This window comes from Promicromonospora sp. NPDC050249, assembly GCF_040656015.1.
Lineage (GTDB): Bacteria > Actinomycetota > Actinomycetes > Actinomycetales > Cellulomonadaceae > Promicromonospora.
Genome location: NZ_JBFAKY010000001.1, coordinates 199,713 through 211,719 on the forward strand (window position 1 = coordinate 199,713; position 12,007 = coordinate 211,719).

Below are 12,007 nucleotides of genomic sequence, written 5' to 3' on the forward strand. Positions count from 1 at the left end.
GCTGGTCACGGCCGTGCGAATACGAGCGTCTAGCGACAGGAGCAGCCCGATGAACCCGACGACAACTACCCGCACCCTGACACCGGCCGAGCTGCGCCGCGCCATGGGCGCCGGCGACCCGGCCGCCCTCGCCGACGCCTGGCAGGTAGGCCGACACCTGTGGCCGGTACTGCGTGCCCTGGGCTACGACAGCGGGTACCTCGGCGGGCGCGGAGCCAACAGCGACGCCTTGTCTGGCCGGGCTCCCCACCTGCGGCGCGCCGGCGCACCCCCGGGGTACCTCGCGTTCGTCGCCATGATCCCCGACGCGTCCGGACACGACCGGATCCGGCTGCATCACCAGGGCGCTGACCTGCCCCGGCTCCCCGTACACCGCGGCCAGCTCGACGTCGTGCTCCAGGACGTCCCGTTCAAACAGACTCCCTCCACCCCGCAGCGAGCGCGGGCCCTGGCCGACTACGGGACCAAGGTCCTCACCGAAGGTGTCGTCCTGTCGGCCCGGGGCGGGATCAGCGTCTCCCTCGTGCATCCCCAAGTCCTGGACAGCCCCGACCCCACCGGGCGCAAAAACCTCGCCCGGCAGGCTGACCTGGTCGGTGCCCTACGCGTACCGCCACGTCCCTCGCCCGGTGGGCCGGGCGTGCCGTTCGACGTCGTCCTGCTGCGCCGCCGCCCCTCCGGGTCACGCAGCGCGGGCCACGCGTTCACCGACATCTCGGCGATCGAGCTTGGCGAGCGTCTGGTGACGATCAACGAATACTTCTCCGCTCACCCCGAACATGTTCTGAGCCGGGTTCTGCCCGGGTCCGGCAGTTCGGCGCCGCTGGTCCCGGTCGCAGACCGGACCCGTCTGGGTGAGCGGATGCAGGAGGCGTTCACGCGGATCGGGGGCGCCGCGACCCAGCTCGGACTGACCGCACCTGGCTTCCTGCACACGCCAGCACCCGACCAACCACCTCCGACACCATCCGCACCCGGGCCCATCGACCGCGTCGAGCGTCCCGGTGGGAGCGACAACCTGCACCTATGACGGCCTGCTGCTCGACGCCGACTAGGACCAGGGCGCCGGGCCCGACCGCCACTCCCAGCGACGGCGCTCTCATCGGGACCAGCGGCCGTGTCACCTAGATCACCACTGACTTTTTCTCGCCGGGCACGCGGGTGTCAGTGGTCGGTCGCATCATGTAGCTGAGCGAGAGCACCAGAAAGGGCACCAACATGAGGGTCGTGGCCACGATCGACACCCGCGCCGCCGTCCGCGGCGACGAGCCGTCCCAGGCCCGCGAGATCGAGGTCGAAGCCTCGACCTACGAGGCGGGCCGCGACGAGTTGGACGCTCAGGTTCCCGAGGGCTGGCAGATGCTCAGCATCGGGGTGCCCGACCGAGCAGACACCTACCAACCTCCGCGGCGCTGACCGCCATAGAACCCCGGCCCTCGACCTGATCCGAGCGGACCGGCTGCTCCGCAGTGTTCGCGCATACACTAGAACACATGTTCGACACGGCGGCGGCTCCGACGGCATGGGATCGGGCCCGTGCTGCGCTCGAGTCGGTGGAGCGTCGTGTCGGGGTCGAGCATCACGACCCGGTCGTCGCGCTCGCTCCGCCGGAGCCTGCCCCGCTGACCGAGCTGCTGCCCGACGGCGATTTACCTACCGGGGCAGCGGTCACCGTTCGGGACTCGGCGAGCCTGATGTGCTGGCTCCTGGGCGCCACGCAGCGCGACAGGTGGGTGGCTCTGGTCGGCTGGCCCGAGCTCAGCCCGCTGGCGCTGGCCGAGGCCGGCGTCGACCTGGACCGTGTCGTCGTCGTGCCCGACGTCGGCGGTCGCGCTGCCGCGATCCTCGCCGCACTCTTGGACGGCGTCGAGATCGCCGTCGCAGGCCCGCACGCCGTCACGACAGCGAGCGAGCGTCGCAAGCTCCTGGCCCGGGCACGCCAGCGCGCCGCAACGATCCTGTCGCCGATGCCCTGGGAGGGCGCGGCGCTGGTGCTCAACGTCGAGCATGCGAGGTGGAGCGGCCCGGACCACGGTGACTACTGCCTGCGCGAGGCGCACCTGTCTGTGGTCCGTCAGTCACGTGCCGACGGCGCTGGCACACGCTTCGAGGTTGTCCGGCACGGCACCACCGCACCGACCGCGCTCGCCACGCGAGCTGCGGCCCGCCGGCGGGCGGGGTGACGCCGTGGTGTACGACCTCACGTGCCTCATCAACGATCTGCCCGCGGCCGCCTTCGGAAACGTTCCGGTGAAGCCCTCCTACCCCTGAACCCCGCCGCCGCGCCGGCCCGTCTGTGCAGGTCGGACCGTGCGAGCGGAGTCCCGGGCACGCCATCGGGTGGAACTAGACCTTCATCCTCGTTCCGGTCGGCCGGCCCCAGCACGACGTCCCTGACATACACCCACTGGCTGATCTATCGGATCAGCCCGGCCACTCTCATGGCTGTGGGGCGGTGCTGAGCGCGCACCTGGCAAGGGATACGGGCGCTACCCCGGCGCCCGCGACCCGAGCAGGGAGCCATCATGACGATCCCCATTCGGCAGAGCCTGGAAGGCGTGTTCCTCACCGGGCTACGGCCCGGCACCACACAATCCGGCATACCGGTGCTGCGTGCGCGGGTGCGCGCCCAGCAGTGGCGGCACGAGGGCGAGACCTTCACGCCCCAGGAGCCGGTCACCTGTGACCTGGTCGTGTTCCACGAGTTGACCCAACGCACCCGGACGCGGTTCCGGCCCGGTGACGCGTTCATCGCCTCGGGACACGTCAACACCTACGACGTGACCCGCGACGGACAGTCGGTGCAGTGCGAGGAGTTCGTCGCGCGCCGGCTCGGGCACGACGCGGCCCGCACCCGGTACAAGGTCACTCGCACCCGGCGCCGACTCCGCCCAGCCACCGCACCCGTCGTGCGGCTCGATTCGGGGCGTGCGTCGTGAGCGGCCCGGGCCAAGCATCCGTCACCGGCCCTACAGAACCCGATCTGCCTGGCCAGGAACCTTACGACGAGCCGCTGGCCACGCGAGACGGCCTCCCGGCCGATCCGTCTCAGCTCTCGCTCCTGCGGATGCTGGGCTGGCGCCCAGGAGACCCCCTGCCTGACGTCGATGGCCTGGGCGACGCACTGGACGAGGTGAGCGACGACGCACAGCTGTTTCCTGCGAGCCTTGCCGCCCCAGGCCCCAGCGGGGTCGCGGCGTCCTCAGACGCGGACCTGCTGCTTCCGGCGGAGCCGGAGCCTGTGGTGCCGATCAACTGGAACACCCTGGACGCGGACCGGGCCGAACAGGAGTGGTGGCAGCTGGACGCGTTCGTGTACTGGCTGCGCGATACCTTCGGGCTGACGCCGCAGGAGCTGCCTCCCATGTGGCACCGGCACCCCGAGCTGGTCTGGGAGCTGTCCGCTCTGCGCACCTCGTGGCTGGCCGGGCACGCCGAGGACGCCCACCCCGGGGCACCGCTGATGTGGCTGCGGGACCTGGGCGACTGCCGGCGCCGACTACGGGACTGGGTCCAGCGGTGCGGCACCACGCTGACCGAAGACCGCCCTACCCGGCTCACCACCTGGCCCGGGGAGGAAGCCGCCACCAGCCCGACCCCCGCCACGGTCACCGACCGGGCCTCGGACTTCGCCATCTTCGTCGCCGACGACATCGACCGGCGACGCCGCATCGAGGCCGAGGCACAAGTCGAGATCGAGCAGGCGCGCGCTGAGCGGGTCGCCCGCCTGCGCCGCGCCTGGGGCCTGCCCACGACGGGTGCGGAAGATCCCACACCCGGCTCGGTGACGTCCGACGTCACGGATGAGGAAGACCGGTCATGACCGCCGCATCTCCCACACAGCGTGCTCGGGAACGGGCAGATAACGCGGCCGTCACCGTCCAAGCTCACGCGGACGCCACCAATGCGCACGCTCAGCTCGCGCCCATGGTCTGGGACCTGCTGCGGGGCCTGGGCGCCCCCGTCGGCGGCCGGGCACTGGCCTTCGGCGTGGACCCGCAGGTCCTCCTGACCGGCGACCCGAACCGGCCCCAGGCTCGCGACGCCGACGGGTTCCCGATCCACGATCGGTGGCAGGGCCCCGTTCCGGGGGCCAGGCCGGATGCCTACCGTGACGCGTTCCCGGTCACCCGGTACCCCTTGAGGCTGGCTACTGGGCGGCCGTTCGACGTCGCGGTGGCATCGATGCCGTACAGCGACATCCACCTGCGCAGCCGCGAGGCCAGGGCGATGCGATTGCACAGCTTCCACGTCCAGGCCATCGAGGCCCTGGACGGCCTGGCACCGGGCGGGCTCGCCGTGTTGCTGGCCAACCACATGGTCCTGGACTACCCCGACCCATCACGCTGGGCACGCCTGGCCCAGATGGCCGACTTCCTCGGCGCGGCCCGGCTGCCCTCCCACGCGCTGCGTGCCGCACCCGCTTGCGACGCACCGCTCGACGTCCTGGTCCTGCGTCGCCGCGAGACCCCGCACCCTGACCCGGGTCTGCAGTTCCCCGGCGTGCAGTGGTCACCCACGGACGGGCTGCACGAAAGCACCTACTTCACCACCCGCCCCGACCGCGTCCTGGGCACCCGCGCCGTGGGGACCGACTACTGGGGCATGAAGCAGCTGGCCGTCCACGACCCCGACCGCACCTGGCCGGGTCGCCTCAACACCGTGTTCGGTCAGATCGCCCGCCAGCACGCCCCCGTCAGCACGACGACGAGCCGGGCGACGGTACACGGCAGTCCTGCGCCTAGGCACGGCGCCGCCCACCGGCGGGAGGAACCCCCCGGCCCGCACCTGTGACCACCAACAGCACAGCGCACAACCAACCTGCAACGACGAAACGAGAGGCACTCGTTATGGAGTTCGACGGAATCAATATCGAGTTCGTCCAGGCCGATCCGGAGATGCTCTTGGAGGTGTTCGCCAAGAAGAACCACCACGAGACCTCGGCCGCCGTGGCACACCAGAACATCGCTGCGCAGCTGTGGCCGCAGTTGCGTGGGCTCGAGTACGCGACCGGGCAGCTTCTCGCTGTCGGAGAAGACGTCGATCTTCTCGCCGGCGCGTCGCCCGACGGCCCCAGGCTCGCCGACAGCGACGACTACGAGGAAGGTGAGCTCCTGGCCGCTCGTATGCCTCCCACCAGCCGGTGGCCACACCAGGGTCTGCGACTGCGGCCGGCACATGACCAAGAGGTCGGAGCGGCGGACCTCGTCCTGGCCAACCTTCCTCTTGTCGACGCACGGGCTCTGACCCGATCCACCAAGACCGACGTTGTCATGTTCCACCACGAGGTCATCCGCGACGCCCTGACGTGGCTGAGGCCCGGCGGACTCCTGGTCACGATCGCCCACCGCCAGCTCCTCGAAGGGACGGACACCCAGCCGCGCCGTTCGATCGCCAAGCACGCGGACCTGATCGGAGCCGTGCGCCTGCCCGCATCCGCACTGCGCCAGGCACCGTTGCTGGACAGTCCCGTGGACATACTGATGCTGCGCCGTCGCGAACCCGGTCATCCGCCCGCCGGCCTGAACTTCATCGACCGCAGCCCCGTACACATCCACGACGCCCCGGACATGCTCATCAACGACTGCTACGCCAACGCACCCTGGGCGGCGGTGGGCAACATCGTGCCCGACCCGATCGACCCCAACATGACAACCGTCGCCCCGATGGGCGGCGACTTCGGCCGGACCCTGTCCAAGGCCCTCGCCACGCACGTCGACATCGCCATCGACGACGGGCTCTACGCGAAGCAACGCCCCGCGAGGCCAGCGCACCCCGCCCCCAAGCAGGACAGGCCGCACGGTCCGGCTGCGGGTCCCGACGTGCCCGCCCTGTAGCGCCAAGCCGGAAACCCACGGGTGGGGCCTGAACCGTCCCTGCCCTCATGGCCAGCAGGATCCGCCGCCCGCGCCGCTGGAGTCGCACACCCTGACCGGAGGCGAGAAACGTCATGCCCGCGATGAACTTCGACCAAGCGTTGCGCGCCGAACGCTGGCACGCGCTCACCCTCGGTATCCCCGGCATGAGTCCCGGAGCGGACACGTCCCGGCTGCGCACCGCGCGACGTGTCTGGCAGGAATACGTGTTCTACAGCCAGCGGGTCTACGACTCCCAGATCTGGACCTACGAACCCCGACCCGCAGCCCTCGTTCTGCCTGTACCGACTGATCGAGGCGGGCGGCAACATCCAACGCGTCGTCGATGCCCACGACTTCGCCGGCGAGGTCCTGCAGGACATGGGCCGCGGGTACCGGGAAGAGATCGTGTCCGACGAGGACGGAACCCGCTTTGAACGCTTCGGCCCAACGATCGACGGCTACCGCGCCGCGGCACGAGAGACCGCACACATCCGCGCGCAACTGCAATTACGCGGCATCATCCCGCCCCGCCCGCGCGGGCAGGCGGTGACCTTCGGGTTCCTGCCACCTCGCTACGAGCCGCCCACAGACTCCGGCGTCGAACCCCCGTTCTGATCTACCTCTGCCCTGCCTCCTGAGCAGCTTCCGTCCGGTCCCGAGAGCGATGTCGTCCCCCGCACACCTTCCCAACACACCAACGCGGGAGGAGCAGGACGATGACCCAGAACGTGTCCGCTGAGAGAACCAGCAGGCCATGCCACGAGCAGCCAAGCGCAGCAGCGGTCGACGACCGGGCTGAGGTGGTGAGCTGACCATGGACCCGACCTGGAACCCCGAGTTCGAGCCCGGCCTCGCCGAACTGGCCGATCTTGCCGCCCTCACCGACCGTGAGACCAGTGACGCGACAGCCCCGCACGCACTGATCGCCAAGGAACTCTGGACCTCCCTGCGCAGGTTCGGTGTCAGCGGACGGATGCTCGTCATGGGCGAGGACGCAGAGATCTACGCCGGACTCCCCCGGACCGAACGCCTGATCTCACCAGGTGCCACGGCCGAACTCATCGGCCTCGTGCCGGGACCGTCCTGGCCACACACGGGGCTGCAGCTGCATCAGCACCCCGGCACGCAACCGGACCCGTTCGACCTGGTGATCACCAACATGCCGGCCAACGACCTCGTGACCCGTTCGGCCGTGGGCTCCGCTCGACAGTGGCAGCAGCACGCGATCAACGCGCTCGGCTCGATCGGACTCACCAGCCCGGGCGGGCTGAGCGTCCTCCTAGCTTCCAGCCGGCTTCTGGACGACACCGACTCGCACGTGCGGCGTGAGATGAACCGCGCGGTCGAGCTGCTCGGCGCGCTCCGTCTGCCTGCCGGAGCACTGCGCCGAGCCCCGGGCAACGACGGCACCGTCGACCTGATCCTGCTCCACCACCGTGGGTCACCCGGCCCGGCCCGCTTCACGGAGTCGATACCGGTCACGCTCGACGGCCGCGAGGTACACGTCAACGAGTACTACGACGCCAACCCCGACCACGTCCTGGGCACCCTGACCAGTCGTGACAACCCTTGGGGACCGGCGGACACAACTGTCGCCCCCGGGCGCGTAGACCTGGCTAAGGAACTACGAACCGGACTGAACGCCATCGCCGACTCCGCCCTCACCCGTGGACTGACGCTGCGGGCCAACGCGGCTGATCTGGACGCGTCCATCAACTCCGCAACGCGCCAATCCGGTGACCAGGCCCCACGGCGCCCTTCCACGATCCGAGCCCAGGACCTGGACAAGGCGCGCACTGTGGTCGCACAGCTGCGCGCCCAGCGCCGCAACGCCCGCTCGACCACGCCTGATGGTCCCGCGCCCTCGAACAGTCCCGGCCCGGAGCCACCCGGGCTGTGAGCCAGCGCGTCCAGGCCTGCTCCGACACGACCCTCCACTCCGCCATGCGGGCGTACGGCTCTGACCGTGCACCGCACCAGCCGCGTATCCGACCAGGAAGGACGCCGTCATCATGAAGAAGAGCAAGCTCGCCGAATACCTCGCCCAGTTGCCCTACACGGTGGGCCACCAGCTCGGCGACCAGCACGTCGTTGTCGGAGCGTATGACTCCGACATGAAGACCGTCGTGCATGCCGCGATCGACTGGAATGACGGCCTTGGCAGAGACCACGAGACCGCCGAACAGACCACCGCACACCTCGCCAGAGCCCTCCGCGAACACCCTGTGGCGCGACTGGTCGTGACCGCCTACGGTCCAGACGGACCGGCACGCTCACGTCTAATGGCCGACGCCCTCCAGGGCGCTTTCGGCCTGGCTTCCCTCCAGATCCACGTCCACGACGGCCACGGGCGGGTCCGGAGCAACACGACTGGTGAATGGGGACGCGCGATCGCCGTCGCCGGCGTCGTGCCCCGGGCCGCGCTAGACGGACTCCCCGCACCTGCCGCCTCGCGCACCGCGCTCCTGGAGTCCGTGGCGCCGTTGCCGACCCCGCTGTTCAGGCCTCTCGACCCCGACCTGGCCACCAAGCTCCTGGGCAGTTCACCCCTGCTGCAAACCGAGATCGCGCAGCGCGCCCTGGACACCTTGGCCGCGAGCCGGGTCGACGACCTCCAGCAGATGGCGGTCCTGTCCTACCTAATCGCCACCACTGCCCTCGTCCGCGACAGCATGCTTGCCCATGCCATCAGCGGCGGTGACGAGCTGATGGACGCCCGGACCGGTGCCCTGGTGCGCACCTTTCGCGCGGCACCACCCGAACAGCGACCCCAGCTCGCGAGCACCGCAGCAGCAGCCACCTTCCTTGCCGCATGGCACCCACCCCTCGTCCACGGCCTCCTGCGCCACGCAGACAAGGACGCGGAACTCACCACCCTCGTCTCCCAAGCCATCCGACTCGGAATCGATCCTCGCCCCATGCGCCCGGCCATGACGCAGGCAACCAACGAACGTCTCGCCGAAGCCGAGACGGCCTGGTCCGCTCGGCGCTCCACAGCAGGGCCTGGCAACGCGAAGGCGTCAATCCCGCGCCGAACGCAGCCGTCGCCATCTACGCGCCACATGGACGCTGCACCTTTCGATCCAAAAGCGGGCCCACATCAGCTGTAGCCCGCACGCCCCAAGTCTTCGGCTGCGACCCAGCAGCCGCCGACGGAACCAATGCCACGACAGAGACAGACGAAGGGAGACGCCATGAATGCGAAGGACGAGAGCGTCGAGGGCGGCGCGCATCTCGCGGCAGACCTGATCATGGGGCAGCCGCACCCCGGCATGGACGTCGTAGCGCGGGCGACCGCGGTGATGGACCGCCGCGCCCTGGACGCACACCAGCAGATCTCGGGCGTCGACCGGCACTGGCAAATCGCGATCCACCTGTGGCCAGCCCTGAAGTCCGTCACACACCACACCGGGCAGATCTCCGGTCATCTGCTCGCCGCAGGTGTCGACGCCGACATGCTCGCCGGCCTCGGCCCGCACCCCCACTACCCACGCGACCCACAACGTCACCTCGTCTTCCACACCCCGATCCCACCCACCAGCCAGTGGCCACACAACGACCTGCCCGTACACGAACTCGGCGCGCAGAACGACCCCGGACGCTACGACCTCGTACTGGCCAACCTGCCCTTCCACGACGTGGCGCTCTTCGATCCCGACCGGCGCGCCCGCCTGGGCACCTACCACCAAGAACTGTTGATCAGCGCACTGAACCAAAGCACCCTCGGCGGGATCACGGTCGCGCTCGCCTCCCCCGTCTTCCTCGACCACCCCGACCCGACCCTGCGCCAGGCCGCCGACGCGAAGGCCGACCTGATCGGCGCGGTCCGGCTCCCGAGCGGAGCCATGCGACCGGGCAGCAACGCCGAAGGCCCGACCGACGTCCTGTTCCTCTACCACCGCCAGCCCGGTCAGGCAGGCCCCGGCATCCCACCGGCCCGCGACGTGATCACCCCGTCCGGTCGTGGCCACCTCAACGACTACTGGCTCGACAACCCCGAACACGTGCTCGGCCAGCTCAGGCCCGAGCTCAACTCAGCGACCTTCACAGTCGCCCCCCGGTCGGAACCGCTGGGTAATTCGCTGCAGGTCGCCTTCGACCAGATCGCCACCGTCATGATCAACGGGCTGCGACCCCGTGCACCCAGTTACCACGCACCAGAGACCGGGCCGCAACAGACATCGAAATCCATGGCTCCGGCCTATACGCCGGACCTTTAGTACAACGCCCTGTGATCTATCGCGATGCTAGTCAGCAGCCTGCCGAGCCGGCCACCCACTTGGTCACCCTTGTCATCAGCACACCAAATCAGCCGTGGGCCATGGTGGCGTCGGCCTGATGAGGCGCACAATCCTCGGCGGCTCGCGGCTGCGCGCAACCGGTTAGCCGCGAGCCGCCGAGAAGTGTCACCGCGGATAACTGGTCATGCGGCCTGCACCTCGGCACGAGCGTCCGAACGGTCATTGCCACTAGCGCCGTCGCTCTCGGTGCCTTGACCCTGCTCTCGCAAGCGCCCTTCCTGTTCTCCGATATCGACCATCGCCTGCAGTACGGCCGACACGTCAGGTGCATGCCGGAGCCGTTCGATGTAGCTCCTGCCGGTGACACCAGCCTGGATCTTGTGGCCAAGCAGAGCGGCAGCTTCAGCCACACCACGCTTACGAGCGACGAACGTGGCGACGGTCGATCGCAGAAGGTGGGGATGCACCTCTCCCGTCATGTCGGCTGCCGCGAGTGCCGCACGGAGCTGCCGTCGAAGATTCGACGGGGCCTGGCACCGCAGGACGGTGCCGTCATCGCGGTAGCGGCGAGAGGGGAACACTGGCATCGCAGCCGTGACCGTTGCTGGCTGGATCGTTCGAAGGGATTCGACGACAAATGGTGGAAGGGTGATCACGCGTTCGCCAGCATCGGTCTTAGGGATGCCTTGTCGGACGCAACCCTGTCCCCGGACCGAAACCATCGTGGCTGCGATTGTGACCGTCGGTACTCCGTCCGCAGAATCGAGATCGACCTCGTCCCACCGCAGTGCGAGCGCCTCACCGATGCGGGCGCCGGTGCCCAGCAGGACATCGATCACGACTGCCAGGTTCCTGCTTGGATCCGGCCCAGGGCGGTCTTTGCCACCCTCGACCCATTTGCGGACGGCCTTGCGCAGGCGGTACACGTCTGTCGCTGTGATCGCGCGCGGTACGGGCTGCTTCAGGTCCGGCGTGATCGTCTTGCGCATCGGGTTGTCACGGATCGCGTCATGGATGACTGCGCGGTCCAGCACCATGTTGAGGACGCTTCGAATCCGAACAGCGGTGGTTGTCATGTCGTTCTCACCTGGCATCCCGCGAGCGACCACGGAGTCAATGAGGCGCTGACACAGGGCTGGTGTCAGTTCGTTGAGGCGCCTGTTACCCAGAACCGGCACCGCATATCGGTCGAGCTGATACTCGTACTTGTCGATCGTCTGTGTCCGCATCGGGGGCCGTGGCCAGGTGGAGCGAACCCGCATCTCGGTGATCCACTGACGACACGCGAGCCCTACCTTCGAGTCCGGCTTGAGCTCGTCCGAGCCACGTCCGGCCGTGAGCAGTTCGGCAACGGCAGCTTGCACCTTGAGCCGTGCCTCGTCCTCCCGGGATGCGTTTCGAGAGACCGGCACAATCTCTTCGGTAAGGAGCTTGAGCCTGGTTCTCGCGCGCCACGTCTTGGGTCCGGTCTGCTTGATCGAGATGCTGCCGTGCTCGCCGGGCTTGAGTTCAGTCCTGCCCATGGCTCACCACCCCGATCCGGTGGATCGGTGCTCGGGCTCCGACCCATTTCCACCGCGCTCGGGGTCCGCTACACGCGTCTTGAGCCAGGCTCGCACATCCGCGTCGGCGAAAAGCAGGTGTCGGCCAATCTTGTAGGCCTGGGGTCCCTGACCGTGCTTCCGCCACGTGTAGACCGTTGCGGGCGTCGTGCGGAGAAACGCACACAGTTCGTCGAGGGTCCACATCGGCGTGCGGTCCTCGGGCTTGCTGCGCGGGTCGGTCATGTACCTGAGGTGTGCCGCCGGGGTCAACAACGGCACGTATCCGTTGGTACTGACGGTCGTCCCTTGGCGCTCAAACTGTGTCATGAACCGTGTCATCACGGGTCGCCCTTTCTTTCTCTAG

Annotated in this window: 13 protein-coding genes; 11 read left to right on the forward strand and 2 right to left on the reverse strand. The window is 68.9% G+C overall.

Annotated features, from left to right (window positions below; genetic code table 11):
- The first annotated feature begins 49 nt into the window (after window positions 1–49).
- The 11 genes from AB0I32_RS00880 to AB0I32_RS00930 all read left to right on the forward strand — a co-directional run bounded on the left by AB0I32_RS00880 (window position 50) and on the right by AB0I32_RS00930 (window position 10,078).
- On the forward strand, window positions 50–1,030 hold the full coding sequence (locus AB0I32_RS00880) for a hypothetical protein (protein ID WP_357501879.1): 981 nt from the start codon (window positions 50–52) through the stop codon (window positions 1,028–1,030).
- A gap of 197 nt (window positions 1,031–1,227) precedes the next feature.
- The gene (locus tag AB0I32_RS00885; protein WP_357501881.1) at window positions 1,228–1,416 is read left to right on the forward strand and encodes a hypothetical protein; all 189 of its coding nucleotides are present in this window, start codon (window positions 1,228–1,230) and stop codon (window positions 1,414–1,416) included.
- 77 nt (window positions 1,417–1,493) lie between these two features.
- A complete protein-coding gene (locus tag AB0I32_RS00890) occupies window positions 1,494–2,183 on the forward strand; it encodes a hypothetical protein (RefSeq protein ID WP_357501883.1) in 690 nt (229 codons plus the stop codon).
- A 342-nt stretch (window positions 2,184–2,525) separates the two neighbouring features.
- Window positions 2,526–2,939 carry a single-stranded DNA-binding protein gene (locus AB0I32_RS00895; RefSeq protein ID WP_357501885.1) on the forward strand — a complete coding sequence of 138 codons (414 nt, stop codon included), beginning with the start codon at window positions 2,526–2,528 and terminating at the stop codon, window positions 2,937–2,939.
- A gap of 194 nt (window positions 2,940–3,133) precedes the next feature.
- Window positions 3,134–3,823: a hypothetical protein gene (locus AB0I32_RS00900; protein ID WP_357501887.1), complete on the forward strand. Its 690-nt coding sequence runs from the start codon at window positions 3,134–3,136 to the stop codon at window positions 3,821–3,823.
- Window positions 3,820–4,794 carry a hypothetical protein gene (locus AB0I32_RS00905; RefSeq protein ID WP_357501889.1) on the forward strand — a complete coding sequence of 325 codons (975 nt, stop codon included), beginning with the start codon at window positions 3,820–3,822 and terminating at the stop codon, window positions 4,792–4,794. Before AB0I32_RS00900 ends, AB0I32_RS00905 begins: the two co-directional genes overlap by 4 nt.
- Before the next feature lie 56 nt (window positions 4,795–4,850).
- A complete protein-coding gene (locus tag AB0I32_RS00910; RefSeq protein ID WP_357501891.1) occupies window positions 4,851–5,837 on the forward strand; it encodes a hypothetical protein in 987 nt (328 codons plus the stop codon).
- Window positions 5,838–6,263: 426 nt separating this feature from the next.
- Entirely contained in the window at window positions 6,264–6,473 is a 210-nt protein-coding gene (locus AB0I32_RS00915) for a hypothetical protein (RefSeq protein ID WP_357501893.1), read from the forward strand.
- A 199-nt stretch (window positions 6,474–6,672) separates the two neighbouring features.
- Window positions 6,673–7,758, forward strand: a complete 1,086-nt coding sequence (locus AB0I32_RS00920) for a hypothetical protein (RefSeq protein WP_357501895.1) — start codon at window positions 6,673–6,675, stop codon at window positions 7,756–7,758.
- A 112-nt stretch (window positions 7,759–7,870) separates the two neighbouring features.
- On the forward strand, window positions 7,871–8,968 hold the full coding sequence (locus tag AB0I32_RS00925) for a hypothetical protein (protein WP_357501897.1): 1,098 nt from the start codon (window positions 7,871–7,873) through the stop codon (window positions 8,966–8,968).
- Between the two features lie 84 nt (window positions 8,969–9,052).
- Window positions 9,053–10,078: a hypothetical protein gene (locus tag AB0I32_RS00930; protein WP_357501899.1), complete on the forward strand. Its 1,026-nt coding sequence runs from the start codon at window positions 9,053–9,055 to the stop codon at window positions 10,076–10,078.
- Between the two features lie 203 nt (window positions 10,079–10,281).
- Here the strand turns inward: AB0I32_RS00930 and AB0I32_RS00935 are convergent, their stop codons facing one another.
- Together AB0I32_RS00935 and AB0I32_RS00940 are read right to left on the reverse strand one after the other, a co-directional pair.
- Window positions 10,282–11,622 (reverse strand): tyrosine-type recombinase/integrase, encoded by a 1,341-nt coding sequence (locus AB0I32_RS00935; RefSeq protein ID WP_357501901.1) that lies wholly within the window; start codon window positions 11,620–11,622, stop codon window positions 10,282–10,284.
- Between the two features lie 3 nt (window positions 11,623–11,625).
- A complete protein-coding gene (locus AB0I32_RS00940; protein ID WP_357502163.1) occupies window positions 11,626–11,982 on the reverse strand; it encodes a helix-turn-helix domain-containing protein in 357 nt (118 codons plus the stop codon).
- Window positions 11,983–12,007 lie beyond the last annotated feature (25 nt).

Coding starts and splice junctions, on each gene's coding strand:
- AB0I32_RS00925 (WP_357501897.1), top strand. CDS start 7,871: ATGAAGAAGAGCAAGCTCGCCGAATACCTCGCCCAGTTGCCCTACACG.
- AB0I32_RS00935 (WP_357501901.1), bottom strand. CDS start 11,622: ATGGGCAGGACTGAACTCAAGCCCGGCGAGCACGGCAGCATCTCGATC.
- AB0I32_RS00920 (WP_357501895.1), top strand. CDS start 6,673: ATGGACCCGACCTGGAACCCCGAGTTCGAGCCCGGCCTCGCCGAACTG.
- AB0I32_RS00930 (WP_357501899.1), top strand. CDS start 9,053: ATGAATGCGAAGGACGAGAGCGTCGAGGGCGGCGCGCATCTCGCGGCA.
- AB0I32_RS00905 (WP_357501889.1), top strand. CDS start 3,820: ATGACCGCCGCATCTCCCACACAGCGTGCTCGGGAACGGGCAGATAAC.
- AB0I32_RS00940 (WP_357502163.1), bottom strand. CDS start 11,982: ATGACACGGTTCATGACACAGTTTGAGCGCCAAGGGACGACCGTCAGT.
- AB0I32_RS00880 (WP_357501879.1), top strand. CDS start 50: ATGAACCCGACGACAACTACCCGCACCCTGACACCGGCCGAGCTGCGC.
- AB0I32_RS00910 (WP_357501891.1), top strand. CDS start 4,851: ATGGAGTTCGACGGAATCAATATCGAGTTCGTCCAGGCCGATCCGGAG.
- AB0I32_RS00895 (WP_357501885.1), top strand. CDS start 2,526: ATGACGATCCCCATTCGGCAGAGCCTGGAAGGCGTGTTCCTCACCGGG.
- AB0I32_RS00890 (WP_357501883.1), top strand. CDS start 1,494: ATGTTCGACACGGCGGCGGCTCCGACGGCATGGGATCGGGCCCGTGCT.